Here is a 23,673-nt window from a genome sequence, read left to right on the forward strand (position 1 = left end):
ACCAAATATAAACTTAAAGTAAAGGAATTAGAAGATGGCTAAACATGATTTACATTTAACTCGTAATATCGGTATCATGGCTCACATTGATGCCGGAAAAACAACTACTTCTGAACGTATCCTGTTCTACACCGGATTGACTCACAAAATTGGTGAAGTTCATGACGGTGCTGCTACTATGGACTGGATGGAACAGGAGCAAGAACGTGGTATTACTATTACATCTGCTGCTACAACAACAAGATGGCAATATGCTGGTGATACTTACAAAATTAACTTGATTGACACTCCGGGACACGTTGACTTTACCGCAGAGGTAGAACGTTCATTGCGTATCCTTGATGGAGCTGTGGCTGCTTACTGTGCAGTTGGTGGTGTTGAACCTCAATCTGAAACTGTATGGCGTCAGGCTGACAAATATAATGTTCCTCGTATTGCTTATGTAAATAAGATGGACCGTTCTGGTGCTGACTTCTTTGAAGTGGTTCGCCAGATGAAGGATGTTCTTGGTGCTAATCCATGTCCTATCGTTGTTCCTATCGGTGCGGAAGAGTCTTTTAAAGGTCTTGTTGATCTTATTAAGATGAAAGCTATCTACTGGCATGATGAAACAATGGGAGCTGACTATACTGTAGAAGAGATTCCGGCAAATCTTATCGATGAAGCTAACGAATGGAGAGATAAGATGCTTGAAAAAGTGGCTGAATTTGATGATGCTTTGATGGAGAAATATTTTGATGATCCTTCTACTATTACTGAAGAGGAAGTGTTGAGAGCTCTTCGCAATGCAACAGTTCAAATGGCTGTAGTTCCTATGCTTTGTGGGTCTTCTTTCAAGAATAAAGGTGTTCAAACTTTGCTTGACTACGTTTGCGCTTTCTTGCCTTCTCCGCTGGATACAGAAAATGTTATCGGTACCAATCCTAATACTGGAGCTGAAGAAGATCGTAAACCAAGTGATGATGAAAAAACATCAGCCTTGGCATTTAAGATTGCAACTGACCCATATGTAGGCCGTTTGACTTTCTTCCGTGTTTATTCAGGTAAAATTGAAGCAGGTTCTTATATTTACAACTCTCGCTCTGGTAAGAAAGAACGCGTTTCTCGTCTGTTCCAGATGCACTCTAACAAACAGAATCCGGTTGAAGTAATCGGTGCTGGTGATATTGGTGCAGGTGTAGGTTTCAAAGATATTCACACTGGTGATACTTTATGTGATGAAAACGCTCCGATCGTACTTGAATCTATGGATTTTCCGGAACCGGTTATCGGTATCGCTGTAGAGCCTAAGACTCAGAAGGATATGGATAAATTGTCTAACGGTTTGGCTAAATTGGCTGAAGAAGATCCGACGTTTACTGTGAAGACAGATGAACAGACTGGTCAGACGGTTATTTCTGGTATGGGTGAGCTCCACTTGGATATCATTATTGACCGTTTGAAACGTGAATTCAAAGTAGAATGTAATCAGGGTAAACCTCAGGTTAACTACAAAGAAGCTATCACGAAGACAGTTAACTTGCGTGAAGTATATAAGAAGCAGTCTGGTGGACGTGGTAAGTTTGCTGATATCATCGTGAATATTGGTCCGGCTGATGCGGATTTCACTTTGGGTGGTTTACAGTTTGTTGACGAAGTAAAAGGTGGTAATATTCCTAAGGAATTTATTCCTGCAGTTCAGAAAGGCTTTACAAATGCCATGAAGAGTGGTGTTTTGGCAGGTTATCCGCTGGATTCATTGAAAGTTACTTTGGTTGATGGTTCATTCCATCCGGTTGACTCTGACCAGTTGTCGTTCGAAATCTGTGCAATGCAAGCTTATAAGAATGCATGTGCTAAGGCAGGTCCTGTTTTGATGGAACCTATCATGAAACTGGAAGTTGTAACTCCGGAAGAAAACATGGGTGATGTTATCGGTGACTTGAACAAACGTCGTGGACAGGTTGAAGGTATGGAATCTAGTCGTTCAGGTGCTCGTATCGTGAAAGCGATGGTTCCGCTGGCGGAAATGTTTGGTTATGTAACAGCTTTACGTACTATCACTTCTGGTCGTGCAACTTCATCAATGACTTACTCTCATCACGCTCAGCTTTCTTCTTCTATTGCTAAGGCTGTATTGGAAGAAGTAAAAGGACGCGCTGATTTACTCTAAATATCTAAAGCAGCAGGCTAGCGAATGACTCTTAGCCTGCCGCTTTATCTTATTATAAATGTATTAATTAAAAAAAATAATGAGTCAGAAAATTAGAATTAAATTGAAATCTTACGACCACAACTTGGTTGACAAGTCAGCTGAGAAAATTGTAAGAACTGTAAAAGCTACAGGTGCTATTGTTAGCGGTCCGATACCTCTGCCTACGCACAAGCGTATCTTTACTGTGAACCGTTCGACTTTCGTAAACAAAAAGTCTCGTGAGCAATTTGAACTCTCTTCTTATAAGAGATTGATCGACATCTATAGCTCAACAGCTAAGACAGTAGATGCTCTGATGAAGTTGGAATTGCCAAGTGGTGTGGAAGTAGAAATTAAAGTTTGATAATTAAAAATTAGTGAAATGCCAGGATTATTAGGAAAAAAAATCGGAATGACATCCGTTTTCAGTGCCGATGGTAAAAATGTACCATGCACTGTTATCGAAGCAGGTCCTTGTGTTGTTACTCAAGTTAAAACTGTAGAAAAAGATGGCTATGCAGCTGTTCAGTTGGGTTTCCAGGATAAAAAGGAAAAACATACAACTAAACCGTTGATGGGGCACTTTAAAAGAGCAGGAGTAACACCGAAGAGACACTTGGCTGAGTTCAAAGAATTTGAGACAGAATTGAATCTGGGTGATACTGTTACCGTAGAAATGTTTAATGACGCTAGTTTTGTTGACGTTGTTGGAACTTCTAAAGGTAAAGGTTTCCAGGGTGTAGTAAAAAGACATGGTTTTGGTGGTGTAGGTCAGGCTACTCACGGACAGCATAACCGCGCTCGTAAACCGGGTTCTATTGGTGCTTGTTCTTACCCTGCAAAAGTATTCAAGGGAATGCGCATGGGTGGACAACTTGGTGGTGACAGAGTCACTGTACAAAACTTGCAGGTATTAAAAGTAATCGCGGATCATAACCTTCTTTTGGTTAAAGGTTCTATCCCGGGTTGCAAAGGTTCAATCGTATTAATTGAGAAATAATGGAAGTTAACGTATATAACATTAAAGGTGAAGACACTGGGAGAAAGGTTACGTTAAACGAATCTATCTTCGGAATTGAGCCCAACGACCACGCTATCTATTTGGACGTAAAACAATTTATGGCCAATCAGCGTCAGGGTACTCATAAGTCAAAAGAAAGAAGTGAAATCAGTGGTTCAACTCGTAAGATCGGTCGCCAGAAAGGTGGTGGCGGAGCTCGTCGTGGTGATATGAACTCACCGGTTCTTGTAGGTGGTGCCCGCGTTTTCGGTCCGAAACCAAGAGACTACTTCTTCAAGTTGAATAAAAAAGTTAAGACATTGGCTCGTAAGTCAGCTTTGTCTTATAAAGCTAAAAACGATGCAATCGTTGTCGTTGAGGATTTCACATTTGAAGCTCCTAAGACAAAAGATTTCGTTGCAATGACAAAAAATCTTAAAGTTTCCGATAAAAAGCTACTTGTGATTTTACCGGAAGCAAATAAAAACGTATATTTGTCAGCTCGTAACATTGAGGGTGCTAATGTGCAGACTATCTCGGGATTAAATACTTACAGAGTATTGAATGCTGGGGTTGTTGTGCTTACAGAAAACTCTCTGAAGGCTATTGACAATATCTTAATTTAAAAAGGAGGCTTAAATAATGGGAATTATTATTAAACCGTTGGTAACAGAGAAAATGACTGCAATCACAGATAAGCTGAATCGTTTCGGCTTTGTTGTACGTCCTGAAGCTAACAAACTGGAAATTAAGAAGGAAATTGAAGCTCTTTATAATGTTACAGTAGTTGATGTGAATACTGTGAAGTATGCTGGCAAAAATAAGAGCCGTTATACCAAAGCAGGTATCATCAATGGTCGTACGAATGCTTTCAAAAAAGCAATCGTGACATTGAAAGAAGGAGATACTATTGATTTTTATAGCAATATTTAATAAAAATGGCAGTACGTAAATTTAAGCCCACAACACCGGGGCAAAGACATAAAATTATTGGTACTTTCGAAGAAATTACTGCATCAGTACCAGAAAAGTCTCTTGTATATGGTAAGAAATCATCTGGAGGTCGTAACAACGAAGGTAAGATGACTATGCGCTACATTGGTGGCGGTCATAGAAAGGTGATTAGAATTGTTGATTTCAAGAGAAATAAGGACGGTGTTCCAGCAGTAGTTAAAACAATTGAATACGATCCGAATCGTTCGGCTCGTATCGCTCTGTTATTTTATGCTGATGGAGAAAAAAGATATATTATTGCTCCCAATGGATTGCAAGTTGGTGCGACTCTGATGTCAGGTGAAACAGCAGCGCCAGAGATTGGTAATGCTCTTCCTCTTCAAAACATTCCGGTGGGTACTGTGATTCACAATATCGAATTACGTCCGGGACAGGGTGCTGCTCTGGTTCGTTCAGCTGGTAACTTTGCACAGTTGACTTCTCGTGAGGGTAAGTATTGTGTAATTAAGTTGCCTTCAGGTGAAGTTAGACAGATTCTTAGCACTTGTAAAGCTACTGTCGGTAGTGTAGGTAACTCTGATCATGGATTGGAAAGTTCAGGTAAGGCTGGACGTTCTCGTTGGCAAGGACGTCGTCCTCGTAACCGTGGTGTTGTAATGAACCCGGTTGATCACCCGATGGGTGGTGGTGAAGGACGTGCTTCTGGAGGTCACCCAAGATCACGTAAGGGATTGTACGCTAAGGGACTTAAGACTAGAGCTCCTAAGAAACAGTCGTCTAAGTACATTATTGAGAGAAGAAAAAAGTAATCTGATTAATTGAGTAAACTATGAGTCGTTCATTAAAAAAAGGTCCATATATTAACGTTAAGCTTGAAAAGAGAATTCTTGCCATGAATGAATCAGGTAAGAAAGTCGTAGTAAAGACTTGGGCCAGAGCTTCAATGATTTCGCCTGATTTTGTAGGCCATACAGTTGCAGTTCACAATGGAAATAAATTTATTCCTGTTTATGTTACCGAGAATATGGTAGGACACAAGTTGGGCGAATTTGCTCCAACTCGTACATTCAGAGGACACGCTGGTAACAAGAAAAGATAACAGGATTTATTTGAAATAATAAAGTAATAAATAATAATGGGAGCAAGAAAAAAAATATCGGCTGAAAAGAGAAAAGAAGCCCTTAAGACCATGTATTTTGCAAAATTGCAAAATGTTCCTACTTCTCCGCGTAAGATGCGTCTGGTTGCAGACATGATCCGTGGTATGGAAGTGAACAGAGCACTTGGTGTTTTGAAATTTTCTTCAAAAGAAGCTGCTGCAAGAGTGGAAAAATTGCTTCGCTCTGCAATTGCTAACTGGGAACAGAAAAACGAACGTAAAGCGGAAAGTGGCGAGTTGTTCGTAACACAGATTTTTGTTGATGGTGGAGCTACACTCAAAAGAATGAGACCGGCACCACAGGGTAGAGGTTATAGAATTCGCAAACGTTCAAATCACGTAACATTGTTCGTTGGTGCTAAAAGTAATAACGAAGATCAAAATTAAGGTAGATGGGACAAAAAGTTAATCCAATAAGCAACCGTTTAGGAATTATCAGAGGATGGGATTCTAACTGGTATGGTGGAAATGATTACGGTGATTCTTTGCTGGAAGATAGCAAAATCCGTAAATATCTTAATGCAAGACTTGCAAAAGCAAGTGTATCAAGAATCGTAATTGAACGTACGCTGAAGCTCGTTACTATTACTGTTTGCACTGCTCGCCCGGGTATTATTATCGGTAAAGGTGGCCAAGAAGTTGATAAGTTAAAAGAGGAGTTGAAGAAGGTTACCGACAAAGATATTCAAATCAATATCTTTGAAGTGAAGAGACCGGAACTGGATGCTGTGATTGTTGCTAACAACATCGCTCGTCAGGTTGAAGGTAAAATTGCCTATCGCCGTGCCATCAAAATGGCTATCGCAAACACAATGCGTATGGGTGCTGAAGGTATCAAAATTCAGATTTCAGGACGTTTGAATGGAGCTGAAATGGCCCGTTCTGAAATGTATAAAGAAGGAAGAACTCCGTTGCACACTTTCAGAGCTGATATCGACTACTGTCATGCAGAAGCATTGACTAAAGTAGGTCTTTTAGGTATCAAAGTTTGGATTTGTAGAGGTGAAGTGTTTGGTAAGAAAGAATTGGCTCCGAACTTTACACAAAGCAAAGAAAGTGGTCGTGGAAACAATAGTGGAAACAACGGCGGAAAGAACTTCAAAAGAAAGAAAAATAATCGCTAAACGAATTTGAATTTTAGGAAACTATGTTACAACCGAAAAAGACAAAATTCAGAAGACAACAAAAAGGCCGTCAGAAAGGTAATGCCCAGAGAGGCAACCAGCTGGCCTTTGGTTCTTTTGGCATAAAGGCTTTGGAGACTAAGTGGATTACAGGCCGTCAGATCGAAGCTGCTCGTATTGCAGTAACAAGATATATGCAACGTCAAGGACAGATCTGGATCCGTATATTCCCGGATAAACCGATCACTAGAAAACCTGCCGATGTACGTATGGGTAAAGGTAAAGGTGCTCCAGAGGGATTTGTGGCTCCTGTGACTCCAGGTAGAATCATTATTGAAGCTGAAGGAGTATCTTACGAAATCGCGAAAGAAGCATTGCGCTTAGCTGCTCAAAAGCTTCCTATTACAACGAAGTTTGTCGTAAGACGTGATTATGATATTCAAAATCAAAATGCGTAAGTGTTATGAAAATTGCAGAAATAAAAGAAATGACTACTAATGATTTAGTAGAAAGAGTAGAGGCGGAAACAGCTAATTATAACCAAATGGTTATTAATCATTCTATTTCTCCTTTGGAAAATCCTGCTCAAATCAAACAATTACGCAGGACTATTGCGCGTATGAAAACAGAATTGCGCGAAAGAGAACTTAACAATAAATGATCAGCTTGATGGAAGCAAGAAATTTAAGAAAAGAAAGAACAGGGGTTGTGTTAAGCAATAAGATGGATAAGACCATCACAGTTGCTGCCAAATTTAAGGAAAAACACCCTATATATGGTAAGTTCGTTAGTAAAACGAAGAAGTACCATGCTCACGATGAAAAGAATGAATGCAATATCGGTGATACTGTAAGCATCATGGAAACTCGTCCTTTGAGCAAGACTAAAAGATGGAGATTAGTAGAAATAATTGAAAGAGCTAAGTAATTATGATACAAGTAGAATCCAGACTTACAGTATGTGATAACAGTGGAGCGAAAGAGGCGTTGTGTATCCGCGTTTTGGGTGGTACAGGTCGTCGTTATGCTTCAGTGGGGGATGTCATTGTAGTTTCAGTGAAGAGTGTTATCCCTTCTAGTGATGTTAAAAAAGGTGCAGTATCAAAGGCTTTGATTGTACGTACAAAGAAAGAAATCCGTCGTCCTGATGGTTCTTATATACGTTTTGATGATAATGCTTGCGTGTTGTTGAATAATGCAGGTGAAATTAGAGGTAGTCGTATTTTCGGTCCTGTAGCAAGAGAACTTCGTGCTACAAACATGAAAGTTGTGTCACTTGCGCCTGAGGTACTTTAATTTGTAAAAGATTTAAGTAATGAGTAAATTACATATTAAAAAAGGCGATACAGTTTACGTAAATGCTGGCGAAGATAAGGGCAAAACTGGTCGTGTATTGAAGGTTCTTGTTAAAGAAGGACGTGCATTTGTAGAAGGTATCAATATGGTATCTAAAAGCACAAAACCGAATGCTAAGAATCCGCAAGGTGGTATCGTGAAGCAGGAAGCTTCTATCCACATTTCAAACTTGAACCCGGTTGATCCAAAAACTGGTAAAGCAACGCGTATTGGGAGAAAAAAGAGTTCGGAAGGAACTTTAGTGCGTTATTCTAAAAAATCAGGAGAGGAGATTAAGTAATGAGTAATACTGCTAGTCTTAAGAAAGAATATGCAGAGCGTATAGCACCTGCATTGAAATCACAGTTCCAGTATTCTTCTACAATGCAGGTACCCGTACTTAAGAAGATTGTTATCAATCAAGGGTTAGGTATGGCTGTTGCTGATAAGAAGATTATCGAAGTTGCAATCAATGAAATGACAGCTATCACAGGTCAGAAAGCTGTAGCTACCATTTCTCGTAAAGATATCGCAAACTTTAAGTTGCGTAAAAAAATGCCGATTGGTGTTATGGTAACTTTACGTCGTGAAAGAATGTACGAATTCCTTGAAAAATTGGTTCGTGTAGCTCTTCCTCGTATTCGTGACTTCAAAGGTATCGAAAGTAAGTTTGATGGTAAAGGTAACTATACCCTTGGTATTCAGGAACAAATCATTTTCCCTGAAATAAATATCGATAGTATTACAAGAATTCTCGGAATGAATATTACCTTTGTAACCTCTGCGGAAACAGATGAAGAAGGTTATGCTTTGCTGAAGGAATTCGGTTTACCTTTTAAAAACGCTAAAAAAGACTAATAGATATGGCAAAGGAATCAATGAAAGCACGTGAAGTAAAACGTGCTAAATTAGTAGCCAAATACGCCGAAAGAAGAGCTGCTTTGAAGCAAATCGTAAGAACAGGTGATCCTGCTGATGCTTTTGAAGCTGCACAGAAGTTGCAAGAGTTGCCAAAGAATTCTAATCCGATTCGTATGCACAACCGTTGCAAACTGACTGGACGTCCTAAAGGTTATATTCGTCAATTCGGAATTTCGAGAATTCAATTCCGTGAGATGGCATCTAACGGACTGATCCCAGGCGTAAAAAAAGCAAGCTGGTAATTATTGTTTAAATATTGTCAGGGTAGTCCTGATTAATTTAATTTATTTTTATATGACTGATCCAATAGCAGATTATTTAACGAGGTTGCGGAACGCGATTGGTGCAAAGCACAGAGTTGTTGAAGTTCCCGCTTCGAACTTGAAAAAAGAAATCACTAAGATTCTTTTTGAAAAAGGCTACATTCTTAATTATAAGTTTGTAGAAGATGGTCCTCAAGGAACTATTAAGGTTGCCTTGAAGTATGATTCTGTTAACAAAGTTAACGCAATCAAAAAGTTAGAAAGAATATCTTCTCCGGGTATGCGTAAGTATACTGGTTACAAAGATATGCCGCGTGTTATTAATGGGCTGGGTATTGCTATAATATCTACTTCCAAAGGTGTAATGACTAACAAAGAGGCTGCAGAACTGAAGATCGGTGGTGAAGTCTTGTGTTATGTATATTAATTAGGAGGAATTAGAATGTCAAGAATAGGAAAATTACCCATTAGTATCCCTGCTGGAGTGACAGTCACTCTGAAGGATAATGTGGTTACCGTAAAGGGACCCAAAGGCGAAATGAGCCAATATGTGAATCCTGCTATCAATGTTGCCATTGAAGACGGACACGTAACTTTAACAGAAAACGATAAAGAAATGCTTGATAACCCAAAGCAAAAACATGCTTTCCACGGTTTGTATCGTTCTTTGGTTCACAACATGGTTGTGGGCGTATCTGAAGGATACAAGAAGGAACTGGAACTTGTTGGTGTAGGTTATCGTGCTTCTAACCAAGGTAACATCATTGAGCTTGCTTTAGGTTATACACACAATATTTTCATTCAATTACCTGCTGAGGTAAAAGTTGAAACTAAGTCTGAAAGAAATAAGAATCCTCTTATTATATTGGAATCGTGTGACAAACAATTGCTTGGTCAAGTTTGCTCTAAAATACGTTCTTTCCGTAAGCCTGAACCATACAAGGGTAAAGGTATTAAGTTTGTTGGCGAAGTAATTCGTAGAAAGTCTGGTAAATCAGCCGGCGCTAAGTAATTCATATAAAATTAGATTATTATGACAACAAAAATAGAAAGACGAGTTAAGATCAAATATAGAGTACGCAACAAAATTTCAGGTACTACTGAATGTCCGCGTATGAGTGTATTTAGAAGTAACAAGCAAATTTATGTCCAGATTATCGATGATCTTTCTGGTAAGACACTGGCTGCCGCTTCTTCTTTAGGTTTGACTGATAAAGTTGCTAAAAAAGAACAAGCTGCTAAAGTGGGTGAAATGATTGCTAAAAAGGCTCAGGAAGCAGGTATAACTACTGTTGTTTTCGACCGTAATGGTTACTTGTATCATGGGAGAGTAAAAGAAGTAGCTGATGCTGCTCGTAACGGTGGACTTAAATTTTAATCATTATGGCAGGAGTTAATAATAGAGTTAAGATTACTAACGATATAGAACTGAAAGATAGATTGGTTGCTATTAATCGTGTTACTAAAGTTACCAAAGGTGGTAGAACTTTTAGTTTCTCTGCAATCGTTGTTGTAGGTAACGAAGAAGGTGTCATTGGTTGGGGACTTGGTAAAGCAGGTGAAGTAACAGCTGCTATCGCTAAAGGTGTTGAATCAGCTAAAAAGAACCTGGTGAAAGTGCCTATTTTGAAAGGTACTGTTCCTCATGAACAATCAGCTAGATTTGGTGGTGCTGAAGTATTCATCAAACCTGCATCTCACGGAACCGGTGTTGTAGCTGGTGGTGCTATGCGTGCTGTATTGGAAAGTGTTGGTGTTACTGACGTTTTGGCTAAATCTAAAGGTTCTTCAAATCCGCACAACCTTGTTAAAGCTACAATCGAAGCTTTGAGTGAAATGCGTGATGCAAGAATGGTTGCTCAGAACAGAGGTATTAGTGTTGAAAAAGTATTTAGAGGATAAGGAGGAGATATGTCAACTATAAAGATTAAACAAGTTAAAAGTAGAATTGGTGCTCCAGCTGATCAGAAAAGAACTCTCGATGCACTGGGACTTCGTAAACTGAACCGTGTGGTTGAACACGAAAGCACTCCTTCAATTCTTGGGATGGTAGATAAAGTAAAACACTTGGTTGCCATTGTTAAGTAATTATTTGTTGAATAATAAAACGAAATTACAATATGAACTTAAGTAATTTAAAACCTGCAGAGGGATCTACTAAGACAAGAAAAAGAATTGGACGTGGAACTGGTTCTGGCTTAGGCGGTACTTCTACAAGAGGTCATAAGGGAGCTAAATCAAGATCTGGATACTCTAAGAAGATCGGTTTTGAAGGTGGTCAGATGCCTCTTCAACGTCGAGTTCCTAAATTTGGTTTCAAGAATATCAATCGTGTAGAATATAAAGCCATCAATCTGGATACTATCCAGAAACTTGCTGAAGCTAAGAGCTTGGCAAAAATTGGTGTAAACGACTTTATCGAAGCAGGATTTATATCTTCAAATCAGTTGGTAAAAGTATTGGGTAACGGAACTCTGACTAACAAGCTGGAAGTAGAAGCTCATGCATTCTCTAAGACTGCAACTGCTGCTATTGAAGCTGCTGGTGGAACTGTAGTAAAACTCTGATTCAATGAGAAAAGCTATTGAAACATTAAAGAATATATGGAAGATTGAGGATCTGAGACAGCGGATCCTCATCACCATATTGTTTGTGGCAATTTACCGTTTCGGATCATATGTCGTATTACCGGGTATCAATCCGGCAATGCTGGCAAAATTGCACGAACAAACAAGTGAAGGCCTTTTAGCCTTGTTAAATATGTTCTCTGGAGGAGCATTTTCTAATGCCTCTATTTTTGCATTAGGAATCATGCCTTATATCTCTGCATCTATCGTAATCCAGTTGTTGGGAATCGCTGTGCCGTATTTCCAGAAGTTGCAACGCGAAGGTGAGAGCGGCAGAAGAAAAATGAATCAATATACTCGTTATTTGACGATTGCTATATTGTTAGTTCAGGCCCCTTCTTATTTGCTCAATCTTAAAATGCAGGCTGGCCCTTCCTTAAATGCTTCATTAGATTGGACTCTGTTTATGGTTACCTCTACCATTATTTTGGCAGCAGGTAGTATGTTTATTTTGTGGCTTGGTGAAAGAATTACTGATAAAGGTATTGGTAACGGTATTTCATTTATTATCTTGATTGGTATTATCGCTCGTTTCCCTGATGCTTTGTTGCAAGAAGTTGTATCCAGAGTAGCAAATAAGAGTGGTGGTTTGATCATGTTTATAATTGAAATCGTATTCTTGTTATTAGTGATTGGTGCTGCTATTCTTTTGGTACAAGGTACAAGAAAGATTCCTGTACAGTATGCAAAAAGAATTGTTGGTAACAAGCAATATGGTGGTGCTAGACAGTACATTCCTTTGAAAGTGAATGCTGCTGGTGTTATGCCTATCATTTTTGCTCAGGCAATCATGTTTATTCCAATTACGTTTATCGGTTTTTCAAATGTAAATGATGCGGGCGGTTTCTTGCATGCGTTTACAGATCATACAAGTTTCTGGTATAATTTTGTTTTTGCGGTAATGATTATATTATTTACATATTTCTATACTGCAATTACAATTAATCCGACTCAGATGGCTGAGGATATGAAGAGAAATAATGGTTTCATCCCTGGTATTAAACCGGGAAAGAAAACAGCAGAGTATATTGATGATATAATGTCTCGTATTACTTTGCCGGGTTCTTTCTTCTTGGCTTTAGTTGCTATTATGCCTGCTTTTGCCGGTATATTCGGAGTGCAAGCAGGATTTGCTCAATTCTTCGGCGGTACATCTTTGTTAATTCTTGTAGGTGTTGTTCTTGATACACTGCAACAGGTTGAAAGTCATTTGTTGATGAGACATTATGATGGTCTGTTGAAATCAGGTCGTATTAAAGGACGCGCTGGTGTAGCGGCATATTAATTCTTTAGATTAGAAATGATATTTCTTAAAACAGAAGATGAAATAGAATTGCTCCGTCAGAGTAACCTGCTTGTTGGTAAAACTCTTGCAGAGGTTGCCAAACTGGTGAAGCCTGGTGTAACTACACGTGAGTTGGATAAGGTTGCTGAAGAGTTCATTAGAGATCATGGGGCAACTCCAACTTTCAAAGGATTTCCGAATCAATATGGAGAACCATTTCCCGCATCTCTTTGTACTTCTGTTAATGAGCAGGTTGTACATGGAATCCCAGGGGATATTGTACTGAAAGATGGCGATATCGTATCAGTGGATTGCGGAACTTACATGAATGGTTTTTGTGGTGATTCTGCTTATACTTTTTGTGTAGGAGAGGTGGACGAAGAAATTCGTAACTTGTTGAAGGTAACTAAAGAAGCGTTATATATTGGCATTCAGAACGCAGTGCAAGGCAAAAGAATCGGAGACATCGGGTATGCTATTCAGCAATATTGTGAGTCTCACTCTTATGGTGTAGTGCGTGAGTTTGTTGGTCATGGCATTGGTAAAGAGATGCACGAAGATCCTCAAGTGCCTAATTATGGTAAAAGAGGATATGGACCTTTGATGAAAAGAGGCCTTTGCATAGCGATAGAGCCGATGATAACATTGGGAGATCGACAAGTGATTATGGAACGTGACGGATGGACTGTGAGGACCAGAGATCGTAAATGTGCTGCACATTTTGAACATACGATAGCTGTTGGAGCTGGTGAAGCTGATATTTTGTCTTCATTCAAATTCATAGAAGAAGTTTTAGGAGATAAAGCAATATAATATGGCAAAGCAATCTGCAATAGAACAAGATGGAGTTATAGTTGAAGCATTGTCAAATGCAATGTTTCGTGTTGAATTAGAAAACGGACATGAGATTACTGCACATATTTCAGGTAAGATGCGGATGCATTACATCAAGATCTTGCCGGGAGATAAAGTGAGAGTCGAAATGTCTCCTTACGACTTATCGAAAGGAAGAATTGTGTTTAGATATAAATAAAATAAGATATGAAAGTAAGAGCATCATTAAAGAAACGCACGCCAGAATGTAAGATCGTTAGACGTAATGGCCGTTTGTATGTTATTAACAAGAAAAATCCTAAGTATAAACAACGTCAAGGATAATTTGTTATTTTTGCAAAAAAAATAATTAAGTATATGGCTATAAGAATAGTTGGTGTAGATTTACCTCAGAACAAAAGAGGTGAAATTGCGTTGACCTATGTATATGGAATAGGTCGCAGTAGTTCAGCAAAAATTTTAGATAAAGCTGGTGTAGATAAAGATCTGAAGGTTAAAGACTGGACAGATGATCAAGCTGCTAAGATTCGTGAGATTATCGGTGCAGAGTATAAAGTGGAAGGTGATCTTCGTTCTGAAATCCAATTGAACATTAAGCGATTAATGGATATTGGTTGCTATCGTGGTGTACGTCACCGTATTGGTCTGCCTGTTAGAGGTCAGAGCACTAAGAACAATGCACGTACTCGTAAAGGTAGAAAGAAAACCGTTGCTAATAAGAAAAAAGCTACTAAATAATAATTGTTGATATGGCAAAAAAAACAGTTGCAGCTAAAAAGAGAAATGTGAAAGTAGACGCTAATGGACAGTTGCATGTTCATTCATCTTTCAACAATATTATTGTTTCTCTTGCAAACAGTGAAGGGCAGATTATCTCTTGGTCATCTGCTGGTAAAATGGGATTTAGAGGTTCTAAAAAGAATACTCCTTATGCAGCTCAGATGGCTGCCCAGGATTGTGCAAAGATTGCATTTGATCTTGGCCTGAGAAAGGTAAAAGCATATGTGAAGGGTCCAGGTAACGGACGTGAGTCTGCTATTAGAACTATCCACGGTGCTGGTATCGAAGTTACTGAAATCATTGACGTGACTCCGCTTCCACATAATGGTTGTCGTCCTCCGAAAAGACGTAGAGTTTAATTTACCTTTAACTTACAATGATCTTGATTTTGTTTTTGGATTACATTTAATTTCTCTCTGTAATCGCGGCTGCAACAAATTAAGTTCATGAATAAACAATTAAATATTTAAAAGAAATGGCTAGATATACTGGACCAAAATCGAGAATCGCCCGTAAATTCGGTGAAGGAATCTTTGGAGCTGACAAAGTTTTGTCAAAGAAGAACTATCCTCCCGGACAACATGGTAATTCAAGAAAAAGAAAAACTTCTGAATATGGTGTGCAACTTCGTGAAAAGCAGAAAGCTAAATACACCTATGGAGTTTTAGAAAAACAATTCCGCAATTTGTTTGAAAAAGCAGCTACTGCTAAAGGTATTACCGGTGAGGTACTCCTTCAATTGCTGGAAGGCCGTCTTGACAACGTAGTATTCCGTTTGGGAATTGCTCCTACACGTGCTGCTGCTCGTCAGTTGGTTAGTCACAAGCACATTACTGTAGATGGTGAAGTGGTAAACATCCCTTCATTTGCAGTAAAACCTGGACAATTGATTGGTGTTCGTGAAAGATCTAAATCTTTGGAAGTAATTGCTAATTCCCTTGCAGGTTTCAATCATAGCAAGTATGCTTGGTTGGAATGGGACGAAGCTTCTAAGGTTGGTAAAATGTTGCACATACCTGAAAGAGCAGACATTCCTGAGAACATTAAAGAACATTTGATCGTTGAATTGTATTCTAAATAATAATTAATTTCATGGCGATATTAGCATTTCAAAAACCTGATAAAGTATTAATGTTGGAGGCGGACTCCAGATTCGGTAAATTCGAATTCCGTCCGTTGGAACCGGGTTTTGGTATTACTGTAGGTAATGCATTACGCCGAATCCTTCTTTCTTCATTAGAGGGTTTTGCTATCACTACTATCAGAATCGATGGTGTGGAGCATGAATTTTCTAGTGTACCTGGAGTAAAAGAGGATGTTACCAACATTATCTTGAATCTGAAACAAGTGAGATTCAAGCAAGTAGTTGAAGAGTTCGAGAGCGAAAAAGTGAGCATCACTGTCGAGAATTCCAGTGAATTTAAAGCAGGTGACATAGGTAAGTATTTGACTGGATTTGAAGTGTTAAATCCGGAATTAGTTATTTGTCATTTAGATTCTAAGTCAACTATGCAGATTGATATTACAATTAACAAAGGCCGTGGTTATGTACCTGCTGATGAGAATCGCGAGTATTGCACGGATGTTAATGTAATTCCAATCGACTCTATTTATACACCGATACGTAATGTCAAGTATGCTGTAGAAAACTTCCGTGTAGAACAGAAGACTGACTACGAAAAGCTAGTACTTGAAATTAGTACCGACGGTTCTATACATCCGAAAGAAGCGCTGAAAGAAGCTGCAAAAATTCTGATTTATCATTTCATGTTGTTCTCTGACGAGAAGATCACGCTTGAAAGTAATGATACTGATGGCAATGAAGAGTTTGATGAAGAAGTATTGCACATGCGTCAGCTGTTGAAAACTAAACTCGTTGATATGGACTTGTCAGTTCGTGCCCTCAATTGCTTGAAGGCTGCTGACGTAGAAACTCTCGGCGACTTGGTACAATTCAACAAAACTGACCTGCTGAAATTCAGAAACTTTGGAAAGAAATCGCTTACCGAGCTTGATGATTTGCTGGAAAGTCTGAATCTGTCGTTTGGAACCGACATTTCTAAATATAAATTAGATAAAGAATAAAAAATGAGACATAATAAAAAATTCAATCATTTAGGTCGTACTGCTTCTCATAGAAGCGCTATGTTATCTAACATGGCTTGCTCTTTGATCAAGCACAAAAGAATCACTACGACTGTTGCAAAGGCGAAAGCTTTGAAAAAGTTTGTTGAGCCTTTGATTACTAAGTCTAAAGAAGATACTACGAACTCTCGTCGTGTTGTATTTAGCAACTTGCAAGATAAGATTGCAGTAACAGAGTTGTTCAAAGAAATCTCTGTTAAGATTGCTGATCGTCCGGGTGGTTATACTCGTATTATCAAGACTGGTAACCGTTTGGGTGACAATGCAGAAATGTGCTTCATCGAGTTGGTTGACTACAATGAAAACATGGCTAAGGAAAAAGTTGCTAAGAAAGCTACTCGTACTCGTCGTTCGAAGAAAGCTGCTGTTGAAGCTCCTGCAACTGAAGCTCCTAAGGCTGAAGAACCAAAAGCTGAATCAGCTGAATAATTTTACAGTTATTCTTATAGATATAAAAAAGGCTACCTGTGAGGGTAGCCTTTTTTGTTTGTCTGCCGTTTACTAATACTAAGATACATTAAAATATATCTTAATAGAACTTTTCATAGAGAGAATCTGTTATATTTGCAGGTGATATGGCAAAATTTGTAAAGGTAATATTGTTTCTGTTGCTGACTGTTGCTTTTCATAGCATAGCAGGCAATGTTTCTACTGCGAAAGTGGTGGATGAGCAGGAGCGTGCTATTACATATGCAATGAGACAGCATGGGGAAATTAGCGCACCGGATCTTCCTGGTAAGCCAGTGGCTGAATTGAACAACTTGCAAAGCCATCAGATATCTGTAACACGTATTCAACGTGTGCAACTTGGAGAATATTTCTTTTCTTTAAAAAATGCGCTACAATGTTGTGCTGATCGTGATAACTCACTTTCACAACACTGGGGGCGGATTTATGGTACAACAACTTCCTATTATTGCCAGCCATCAAGTGAATACTATGTATATACTTTGAGGCGCATAATTATTTAGTAGTCTATTTATTAGTATTGTTTATTTTGTGGTTACTGGTATCTCTGTAATACCGGTGACTATATCCTTTTTATCTTTATATTTTTACTAATAATTTAAACTTTAAATATTATGGCAACTACTCAAACGATTGATGCTACTATCTTCGCATCTTCACACCCCGATATCGCAAAACGTACAAGTGTTTCAGGAGTTTTAATTTCTTCTGTAATGTTATTGGTCGGTATTTTAGCTTTTGCTTCCACTTTCGAATTGGAAGATAAGTCTTCTACGGTTAGTATGGCTTTGATGGTTCTGGGAACAGGTTTATTCCTTATGGGGATTTTCCGTCTCTTCTGGAAATCGAAAGAAGTTATTTATTTGCCAACCAAAAGTGTGGCTAAAGAGCATAGTATATTCTTTGATTTGAAACACATGGATGCTTTGAGGAATCTTGTGAATTCGGGTTCATTCTCTGCAGGTTCGAATATAAAGAGTGAGGCTAGTGGTAATATACGTATGGATGTGATACTTTCTGCTGATAAAAAGTTTGCAGCTGTACAGTTATTCCAGTTTATACCTTATACCTATCAGCCAATAACATCAGTGCAGTATTTCACTGATGAACAAGCTTCAGCGGTAATAGCATTTCTGGCAAAAAGTAAAATGCAGTAAAAGTATATCTACAAAACCTGTTTAACTTTGTTTTTTCCGACACATTAAAACAGGTAGCTTGAAATTTTATATTCAGTTTGCTGCTACTAAATAAAGCAGGTTTTGGATGTTACTGCAATAGAAAACTTTGATTTTCATACAAGGATGGGGATTAGTCGTTAATGACGGCGATCCCCATTTTCTTCATTAAAAAGCAGGCATTCATATTTTGCGCAACTCCGTTTCTCATTTGGTAAGAGAAGGTGAGTTCGTTGTTCGTGATGTCAGCTTCGAAACAGTAATTCCGGATATTTTGTGGGAAAGAGTCCACTAAAGTTCCTAGCAACAAGTCATGAGTGGCGATGATGCCATTGGTGTTCATGTGCATGAATTGTTTGATGAGGGCGAAAGAACCTTTCTGTTTATCCATAGAGTTTGTACCTTTCAATATTTCATCAAGGATGATGAAAAGTTCTTCTCCCGCTTCAAGCTTATCTATGATTAATTTAAGTCGCTTGAGTTCGGCAAAGAAATAAGATTCGTTGTCGGCTAAGGAGTCACTGGTCCGAAGACTGGTGACGAGGCGAGCCGGATATATTTCCATCTGCTTTGCCCAAACGGGAGCCCCTATGCACGCTAGTAGATAGTTTACTCCTACAGTACGTAAATACGTGCTTTTTCCTGCCATATTGGCGCCTGTGATAATAATAAAGAAAGGGCGTTTCTCAATGTCTATTCCGTTGCGTACACATTTGTTGCGATCCATTAAAGGATGGCCCAAAGCTTCAGCCTGTAGATGGAAAGATTGAGCAGCAATGGTGGGATAGATATAATCCGGATGATTGTATGCGAATGTTGCCAGAGAACAATAGGCGTCAATTTCTCCGATGGTTTCTATCCAGCGGGGAAGGTCGGATGCGTGGATTTCTTTCCATTTCTCGATTCGCATCACTTGGCGCAGCTCCCAGAATATCAGTCCGTTGAGTATCGTACTCATTAGTAGATTGCTTCGCTGATCGAGCGCGTTCATCAGTTTTGAAAGCTGGCGGACTGCTTGAGAAGCAGTTTGATTCTGGCTTGTAAGCTCCGCTTTTAACTCTTGCAGTATATGGCTTTGCATTTCTTTCTGTTCGGTGAGAAGAATCTGGTCAGCGTATGTCGAAAGAATTTGTAGCTTTTTTCCGTAGGTCGTTTGCAATTTAGTGATTCCTTTAGAAAAAATAGTGCTGAATAATACAAAGCTAACAAACACTCCTCCTGCAATATTGGCCGAGATAATACCTAAAATAGCCAGCCCTATACATAAGAAATTAATGATCGTTACCGCTGTCGGGAGGATGCGTAGAAGCGTACGCTTCCGATAATAACTTGGACTGTTTGCCCATTCTTTGATTTCGGTGGTATCGGCAGGTTTTCCTTTATAGAGTAAGCCGAGTAAGCGGATTTGTTGGCGATATTCTAAGTCTGTGGACAATTCATGGATAGCTTTCTGGCGATGTTCAATAGCTTCTTTGTTTTCCAGATGTGCATTGAACCAGTTTGCAAGATGCTGTTTGCCAATAGGCGTTGCAGTGCGGTTGATGTATTGGAAAAGAGAATGTTCACCAAATACGTCTAAATCAAGAGTGTAGAGATGAGATGGATTAACAAATTCTTTTCCATCATCAAAATCAGAAAAGTCATATTGCATGGCGCGTAGCTCCTGCTCATTGATTTCTATTTTCTTTTTCAGAAAGTCTTTTCGGTAGAACCAGAAATTATGGCGTTTTACCAGCCAGATGAATAAGATAAAAGGCAGAATAGAGAAAGCAGAGAGATATAGCCACCCATCAGACCAAAAGATAATGGCATTTGCTACAGCTCCTACAAATAAGATCAGGCGGAGAAGACTGATATAATAGATACGTTTCCGTGCATTCTGTAACTCCAGTTCTGTTTTCTGAATGATTTGCTGATATGTAGTAATGATCTGTTCTTGTTTTTCCATGACAAATTTAATTCTTTTCCACAAAGGTAATATAATTCATAACGGTCGGGATAAGAGCTTGTTTTTGTCGAGAGCAGATTTACTGTTTATTAACGGAAGATAGAAATGAATAACAAGCTCATATTGTAACTTACCTGGATAATGCCTTTGCTGGCTGTAAGGAATGGGGTATATAAGTTCTGTTCCCGTTTAACGAGAGTAGGGGACATTTCCTGATAGTAGCTTTTTTTCAATATTTCTTTTCTCATTCTTGCATTTATCCGCTAAAATTTATAACTTTCCACTCGAAAAGGCGTTAGACAGGAAAGGAGGATGCTTATGAAGAAAGGATGTATCTTATGTTTGCTGATAAGCGTGATTAGCCTTCCGTTAATTGCGCAGAATATTATTTATTCCAACCTGAAAGAGTTGCTGACTCAACATGGTGATACCACAACCGTGTTGCGTGTAGAAAAACGTTCCAGAAATCAGATTGTATTGACAGGAGGGGCTGATTACCGGATAACGGCCGGTGATGACGAGTCGATGTGCCGGCGCTTGAAGAAGCGTTGTTTTGCCGTGCGTGATGAAAAAGGAGATTTATATTTGAATTGCCGTAAGTTGCGCTATAAAAAGTTACGCTTTGGAGCATGGTATGCTCCTGCCGTTCAATTGGGTAAAAATATCTATTTTTGTGCCATGCCTCTAGGCTCGGTTATCGGAGGAAACTTTGTGGAAGAAGATGACGTAAAACTGGGAGGGAATATCGGCGATGCTCTTGCCGCTTCAAGCTTGGTTACGAAACGCGTCTGTTATGAGCTAAATGGTGAAACAGGAAAAGTCGATTTTCTAGGAAAAGATAAAATGCTTCAATTATTGAAGAATTATCCGGAACTGAAACAGGCATATTTGAAAGATGATAGTCAGGAGGCGAAGCATACCTTTAAATATTTGTTGGAGTTGCGGAATAAACAAAAAAAGTAATTTTGTCGATCTCTGTTGGTATAGCAGAGAAAGAGTATGTTCATAATACAATCATGGGCATAGTGATATGATTAGGGTGCGGATTATGCAAATAACACAGAACTCATAGCTTTGATTTAATGGAAAAATCCGCTATCCATTTTAATAAAAGCCCTATTAGTCCGTTTGGATAAAAGACCTGCATTTGTATCTGTATAAAAGCATAAGAGACTCTTGATATTGCTTGTATCTTACCATTCTATTGAACAGCAAATGTAATAATGCCTTTCTGATAATAAATCTGTTATTTTTCTTGTCTTTTATCTTCTTTTTTTCTATATTGCGAAGAGTTATAAGACTGTATTGCTTACAGTTTGTAATCCTTAATTCTGTTTATTATGAGAATAACTCTTGGCAACACGCTACCTCCTTATCCGGATTTTGTAGAAGGTATCCGGAGAGCTCCCGACCGTGGTTATACACTTACCCCGGCGCAGACCGTCACAGCATTAAAAAACGCTTTGCGTTATATTCCCTCCGAGTGGCACGAACAACTGGCTCCTGAATTTATGGAAGAACTACGCACTCGCGGGCGGATTTACGGATATCGTTTCCGCCCTGCCGGAGACTTGAAAGCAAAGCCGATTGATGAATATCAGGGACAATGTATTGAAGGCAAGGCCTTTCAGGTAATGATTGACAATAACCTTTGTTTCGATATAGCCTTATATCCCTATGAGCTTGTTACTTATGGTGAAACCGGGCAAGTTTGCCAAAATTGGATGCAATATCGACTGATTAAGCAATATCTGGAAGAACTTACCCAGGAACAAACACTGGTTATTGAATCCGGACATCCATTGGGGCTTTTCCGCTCCCGTCCCGATGCTCCTCGCGTTATAATTACCAATTCGATGATGATCGGACAATTCGACAATCAACATGATTGGCATATTGCCGCCCAGATGGGAGTTGCCAATTACGGACAGATGACAGCTGGTGGTTGGATGTATATCGGTCCTCAAGGCATTGTGCATGGCACTTTCAACACCCTTCTGAATGCCGGGCGATTAAAACTCGGCATTCCACAAGACCAAGATTTGCGGGGACACTTATTTATTTCTTCCGGTTTGGGAGGAATGAGTGGTGCACAACCTAAAGCAGCCGAAATAGCAGGAGCAGTCTCCATCATAGCCGAAGTAGATCGTTCACGCATTGAAACACGCTATCGCCAAGGATGGGTGGGGCATGTGACTGCGGATATCATAGAAGCATACCGGATGGCAGCTGAAGCAATGCGACGCCGTGAACCTTGTTCCATTGCCTACCATGGAAATATAGTAGACCTGCTTGAGTATGCCGAGCGCGAAAAGATTTTGATCGAACTATTATCCGATCAAACCTCCTGTCACGCCGTTTACGAAGGCGGATACTGCCCTGTCGGACTGACTTTCGAGGAACGCACACGCCTTCTTCACGAATCGCCGGAGGAATTCCGTCACTTGGTAGACATATCTTTGCACCGTCATTTCGAGGTCATCAAGAAATTGGTAGCCCGCGGAACTTATTTCTTTGATTATGGAAACTCTTTCATGAAAGCCATATACGATGCCGGAGTAAAAAAAATCTCCTATAATGGTGTTGATGAAAAAGACGGATTTATCTGGCCGAGTTATGTCGAAGATATTATGGGACCCCAACTCTTTGATTACGGCTACGGTCCGTTCAGGTGGGTCTGCTTGAGTGGTAAACACGAAGATCTGATAAAAACAGACCATGCGGCTATGGAGTGTATCGACGTCAATCGGCGCGGTCAGGATCTGGACAACTATAATTGGATACGGGATGCAGAAAAGAATCAACTCGTGGTGGGTACACAGGCACGTATTCTTTATCAGGATGCAGTTGGAAGAATGAAGATAGCCCTCCGTTTCAATGAGATGGTTCGTCGGGGTGAAGTAGGCCCTATTATGCTGGGACGAGACCACCACGATGTCAGCGGTACGGATTCTCCTTTCCGGGAGACGTCAAATATCAAAGACGGAAGTAATGTGATGGCAGATATGGCTGTGCAATGTTTTGCCGGAAATTGTGCCCGTGGAATGAGTCTGGTAGCCTTACACAATGGGGGCGGCGTCGGCATTGGCAAAGCAATCAATGGCGGTTTTGGTATGGTATGCGACGGTAGCGAACGGGTAGATGAAATACTCCGTTCGGCAATGCTTTGGGACGTAATGGGAGGAGTAGCCCGCCGTTCGTGGGCGCGTAATCCGCATGCGATGGAGACAAGTGAAGCATTTAATGAGTCCCATGCTGGAGATTATCAGATAACAATGCCGTATGTGGCGGACGAAGAATTAATAAAGAAGATAGTTCCATCTATTGTGGGAAAGTAGTCTCACAATATAAAAGAAAACATTCTCATAATATGAGGGGATAAATTCCCACAATATATGGAACAGTTTAAACATGTAGTTATTTCGGATAAACCATGTAGCTATTTGATGTAAAACATATAGTTATTCAGTAAAGTATAACCTC

Annotated in this window: 37 protein-coding genes; 35 read left to right on the forward strand and 2 right to left on the reverse strand. The window is 39.5% G+C overall.

Features of this window, described 5'->3' with window-relative positions; translation table 11 throughout:
• Positions 1 to 34 precede the first annotated feature (34 nt).
• From fusA to DXB58_RS22030, 33 genes are all read left to right on the forward strand, one after another.
• Positions 35 to 2,152, forward strand: coding sequence for an elongation factor G (gene fusA / locus DXB58_RS21870; protein ID WP_122138256.1), 2,118 nt, complete (start codon positions 35 to 37; stop codon positions 2,150 to 2,152).
• Between the two features lie 79 nt (positions 2,153 to 2,231).
• Positions 2,232 to 2,537, forward strand: coding sequence for a 30S ribosomal protein S10 (gene rpsJ / locus DXB58_RS21875; RefSeq protein WP_002558075.1), 306 nt, complete (start codon positions 2,232 to 2,234; stop codon positions 2,535 to 2,537).
• An 18-nt stretch (positions 2,538 to 2,555) separates the two neighbouring features.
• The gene (gene rplC / locus DXB58_RS21880) at positions 2,556 to 3,173 is read left to right on the forward strand and encodes a 50S ribosomal protein L3 (protein WP_122138257.1); all 618 of its coding nucleotides are present in this window, start codon (positions 2,556 to 2,558) and stop codon (positions 3,171 to 3,173) included.
• The gene (gene rplD / locus DXB58_RS21885; protein WP_117936383.1) at positions 3,173 to 3,799 is read left to right on the forward strand and encodes a 50S ribosomal protein L4; all 627 of its coding nucleotides are present in this window, start codon (positions 3,173 to 3,175) and stop codon (positions 3,797 to 3,799) included. Before rplC ends, rplD begins: the two co-directional genes overlap by 1 nt.
• Before the next feature lie 16 nt (positions 3,800 to 3,815).
• Positions 3,816 to 4,106, forward strand: coding sequence for a 50S ribosomal protein L23 (gene rplW, locus DXB58_RS21890; protein ID WP_004296347.1), 291 nt, complete (start codon positions 3,816 to 3,818; stop codon positions 4,104 to 4,106).
• A gap of 5 nt (positions 4,107 to 4,111) precedes the next feature.
• A complete protein-coding gene (gene rplB, locus DXB58_RS21895) occupies positions 4,112 to 4,936 on the forward strand; it encodes a 50S ribosomal protein L2 (RefSeq protein WP_117936385.1) in 825 nt (274 codons plus the stop codon).
• A gap of 20 nt (positions 4,937 to 4,956) precedes the next feature.
• Positions 4,957 to 5,226, forward strand: a complete 270-nt coding sequence (gene rpsS, locus DXB58_RS21900; protein WP_004296345.1) for a 30S ribosomal protein S19 — start codon at positions 4,957 to 4,959, stop codon at positions 5,224 to 5,226.
• Positions 5,227 to 5,262: 36 nt separating this feature from the next.
• A complete protein-coding gene (gene rplV, locus DXB58_RS21905) occupies positions 5,263 to 5,673 on the forward strand; it encodes a 50S ribosomal protein L22 (RefSeq protein WP_004296344.1) in 411 nt (136 codons plus the stop codon).
• A gap of 5 nt (positions 5,674 to 5,678) precedes the next feature.
• Positions 5,679 to 6,410 carry a 30S ribosomal protein S3 gene (rpsC, locus tag DXB58_RS21910; RefSeq protein WP_004296343.1) on the forward strand — a complete coding sequence of 244 codons (732 nt, stop codon included), beginning with the start codon at positions 5,679 to 5,681 and terminating at the stop codon, positions 6,408 to 6,410.
• A 23-nt stretch (positions 6,411 to 6,433) separates the two neighbouring features.
• Complete coding sequence (gene rplP / locus DXB58_RS21915; RefSeq protein WP_004291234.1) at positions 6,434 to 6,868, forward strand: 50S ribosomal protein L16; 435 nt, start codon at positions 6,434 to 6,436, stop codon at positions 6,866 to 6,868.
• Between the two features lie 5 nt (positions 6,869 to 6,873).
• Positions 6,874 to 7,071, forward strand: a complete 198-nt coding sequence (gene rpmC / locus DXB58_RS21920; protein WP_004296342.1) for a 50S ribosomal protein L29 — start codon at positions 6,874 to 6,876, stop codon at positions 7,069 to 7,071.
• Positions 7,068 to 7,337, forward strand: a complete 270-nt coding sequence (gene rpsQ / locus DXB58_RS21925; RefSeq protein WP_004296341.1) for a 30S ribosomal protein S17 — start codon at positions 7,068 to 7,070, stop codon at positions 7,335 to 7,337. The genes rpmC and rpsQ overlap by 4 nt, the downstream gene beginning before the upstream one ends.
• Positions 7,338 to 7,339: 2 nt before the next feature.
• Positions 7,340 to 7,705, forward strand: coding sequence for a 50S ribosomal protein L14 (gene rplN, locus DXB58_RS21930; RefSeq protein ID WP_004296340.1), 366 nt, complete (start codon positions 7,340 to 7,342; stop codon positions 7,703 to 7,705).
• Positions 7,706 to 7,724: 19 nt separating this feature from the next.
• Positions 7,725 to 8,045, forward strand: a complete 321-nt coding sequence (gene rplX, locus DXB58_RS21935; RefSeq protein WP_004296339.1) for a 50S ribosomal protein L24 — start codon at positions 7,725 to 7,727, stop codon at positions 8,043 to 8,045.
• Positions 8,045 to 8,602, forward strand: a complete 558-nt coding sequence (rplE, locus tag DXB58_RS21940) for a 50S ribosomal protein L5 (protein ID WP_004296338.1) — start codon at positions 8,045 to 8,047, stop codon at positions 8,600 to 8,602. Before rplX ends, rplE begins: the two co-directional genes overlap by 1 nt.
• Before the next feature lie 5 nt (positions 8,603 to 8,607).
• On the forward strand, positions 8,608 to 8,907 hold the full coding sequence (gene rpsN, locus DXB58_RS21945; protein ID WP_004296337.1) for a 30S ribosomal protein S14: 300 nt from the start codon (positions 8,608 to 8,610) through the stop codon (positions 8,905 to 8,907).
• 52 nt (positions 8,908 to 8,959) lie between these two features.
• Entirely contained in the window at positions 8,960 to 9,355 is a 396-nt protein-coding gene (gene rpsH / locus DXB58_RS21950) for a 30S ribosomal protein S8 (protein WP_004296336.1), read from the forward strand.
• A 15-nt stretch (positions 9,356 to 9,370) separates the two neighbouring features.
• Positions 9,371 to 9,940 (forward strand): 50S ribosomal protein L6, encoded by a 570-nt coding sequence (gene rplF / locus DXB58_RS21955; protein ID WP_004296335.1) that lies wholly within the window; start codon positions 9,371 to 9,373, stop codon positions 9,938 to 9,940.
• A gap of 21 nt (positions 9,941 to 9,961) precedes the next feature.
• Positions 9,962 to 10,306, forward strand: coding sequence for a 50S ribosomal protein L18 (gene rplR, locus DXB58_RS21960; protein WP_004296334.1), 345 nt, complete (start codon positions 9,962 to 9,964; stop codon positions 10,304 to 10,306).
• 5 nt (positions 10,307 to 10,311) lie between these two features.
• On the forward strand, positions 10,312 to 10,830 hold the full coding sequence (rpsE, locus tag DXB58_RS21965; protein WP_122138258.1) for a 30S ribosomal protein S5: 519 nt from the start codon (positions 10,312 to 10,314) through the stop codon (positions 10,828 to 10,830).
• A gap of 9 nt (positions 10,831 to 10,839) precedes the next feature.
• Positions 10,840 to 11,016, forward strand: a complete 177-nt coding sequence (gene rpmD / locus DXB58_RS21970; protein ID WP_004296332.1) for a 50S ribosomal protein L30 — start codon at positions 10,840 to 10,842, stop codon at positions 11,014 to 11,016.
• A gap of 32 nt (positions 11,017 to 11,048) precedes the next feature.
• Positions 11,049 to 11,495: a 50S ribosomal protein L15 gene (rplO, locus tag DXB58_RS21975; RefSeq protein ID WP_004296331.1), complete on the forward strand. Its 447-nt coding sequence runs from the start codon at positions 11,049 to 11,051 to the stop codon at positions 11,493 to 11,495.
• Positions 11,496 to 11,499: 4 nt separating this feature from the next.
• Entirely contained in the window at positions 11,500 to 12,840 is a 1,341-nt protein-coding gene (gene secY / locus DXB58_RS21980; RefSeq protein WP_004296330.1) for a preprotein translocase subunit SecY, read from the forward strand.
• Positions 12,841 to 12,855: 15 nt separating this feature from the next.
• The gene (gene map / locus DXB58_RS21985) at positions 12,856 to 13,653 is read left to right on the forward strand and encodes a type I methionyl aminopeptidase (protein WP_004296329.1); all 798 of its coding nucleotides are present in this window, start codon (positions 12,856 to 12,858) and stop codon (positions 13,651 to 13,653) included.
• Between the two features lies 1 nt (position 13,654).
• Positions 13,655 to 13,873 carry a translation initiation factor IF-1 gene (infA, locus tag DXB58_RS21990; protein ID WP_002558052.1) on the forward strand — a complete coding sequence of 73 codons (219 nt, stop codon included), beginning with the start codon at positions 13,655 to 13,657 and terminating at the stop codon, positions 13,871 to 13,873.
• A gap of 8 nt (positions 13,874 to 13,881) precedes the next feature.
• Positions 13,882 to 13,998: a type B 50S ribosomal protein L36 gene (gene ykgO / locus DXB58_RS21995; RefSeq protein ID WP_002558051.1), complete on the forward strand. Its 117-nt coding sequence runs from the start codon at positions 13,882 to 13,884 to the stop codon at positions 13,996 to 13,998.
• Positions 13,999 to 14,031: 33 nt separating this feature from the next.
• Positions 14,032 to 14,412, forward strand: coding sequence for a 30S ribosomal protein S13 (gene rpsM, locus DXB58_RS22000; RefSeq protein ID WP_004296328.1), 381 nt, complete (start codon positions 14,032 to 14,034; stop codon positions 14,410 to 14,412).
• Positions 14,413 to 14,423: 11 nt separating this feature from the next.
• Positions 14,424 to 14,813, forward strand: a complete 390-nt coding sequence (gene rpsK, locus DXB58_RS22005) for a 30S ribosomal protein S11 (protein ID WP_004296327.1) — start codon at positions 14,424 to 14,426, stop codon at positions 14,811 to 14,813.
• 116 nt (positions 14,814 to 14,929) lie between these two features.
• Positions 14,930 to 15,535 carry a 30S ribosomal protein S4 gene (gene rpsD, locus DXB58_RS22010; protein WP_004296326.1) on the forward strand — a complete coding sequence of 202 codons (606 nt, stop codon included), beginning with the start codon at positions 14,930 to 14,932 and terminating at the stop codon, positions 15,533 to 15,535.
• Positions 15,536 to 15,546: 11 nt separating this feature from the next.
• Positions 15,547 to 16,539: a DNA-directed RNA polymerase subunit alpha gene (locus tag DXB58_RS22015; RefSeq protein ID WP_004296325.1), complete on the forward strand. Its 993-nt coding sequence runs from the start codon at positions 15,547 to 15,549 to the stop codon at positions 16,537 to 16,539.
• 3 nt (positions 16,540 to 16,542) lie between these two features.
• Positions 16,543 to 17,028 carry a 50S ribosomal protein L17 gene (gene rplQ, locus DXB58_RS22020; RefSeq protein ID WP_122138259.1) on the forward strand — a complete coding sequence of 162 codons (486 nt, stop codon included), beginning with the start codon at positions 16,543 to 16,545 and terminating at the stop codon, positions 17,026 to 17,028.
• Between the two features lie 146 nt (positions 17,029 to 17,174).
• Positions 17,175 to 17,570: a hypothetical protein gene (locus DXB58_RS22025; protein WP_004296323.1), complete on the forward strand. Its 396-nt coding sequence runs from the start codon at positions 17,175 to 17,177 to the stop codon at positions 17,568 to 17,570.
• A 111-nt stretch (positions 17,571 to 17,681) separates the two neighbouring features.
• Positions 17,682 to 18,224, forward strand: a complete 543-nt coding sequence (locus DXB58_RS22030) for a hypothetical protein (protein WP_004310879.1) — start codon at positions 17,682 to 17,684, stop codon at positions 18,222 to 18,224.
• 151 nt (positions 18,225 to 18,375) lie between these two features.
• Here DXB58_RS22030 and DXB58_RS22035 read toward each other — a convergent pair whose 3' ends face one another.
• Together DXB58_RS22035 and DXB58_RS27745 are read right to left on the reverse strand one after the other, a co-directional pair.
• Positions 18,376 to 20,190 carry a MutS family DNA mismatch repair protein gene (locus DXB58_RS22035; protein WP_122138260.1) on the reverse strand — a complete coding sequence of 605 codons (1,815 nt, stop codon included), beginning with the start codon at positions 20,188 to 20,190 and terminating at the stop codon, positions 18,376 to 18,378.
• Between the two features lie 89 nt (positions 20,191 to 20,279).
• Positions 20,280 to 20,438: a hypothetical protein gene (locus DXB58_RS27745; protein ID WP_158571579.1), complete on the reverse strand. Its 159-nt coding sequence runs from the start codon at positions 20,436 to 20,438 to the stop codon at positions 20,280 to 20,282.
• A 70-nt stretch (positions 20,439 to 20,508) separates the two neighbouring features.
• Between DXB58_RS27745 and DXB58_RS22040 the strand changes: the two genes are divergently transcribed.
• Positions 20,509 to 21,153 carry a DUF6563 family protein gene (locus DXB58_RS22040; RefSeq protein ID WP_199488005.1) on the forward strand — a complete coding sequence of 215 codons (645 nt, stop codon included), beginning with the start codon at positions 20,509 to 20,511 and terminating at the stop codon, positions 21,151 to 21,153.
• A 377-nt stretch (positions 21,154 to 21,530) separates the two neighbouring features.
• Positions 21,531 to 23,528 carry a urocanate hydratase gene (locus DXB58_RS22045; protein ID WP_122138262.1) on the forward strand — a complete coding sequence of 666 codons (1,998 nt, stop codon included), beginning with the start codon at positions 21,531 to 21,533 and terminating at the stop codon, positions 23,526 to 23,528.
• Positions 23,529 to 23,673: the final 145 nt, after the last annotated feature.

The organism is Bacteroides sp. OM05-10AA (assembly GCF_003439055.1).
Classification (GTDB): Bacteria; Bacteroidota; Bacteroidia; order Bacteroidales; family Bacteroidaceae; genus Bacteroides; species Bacteroides intestinigallinarum.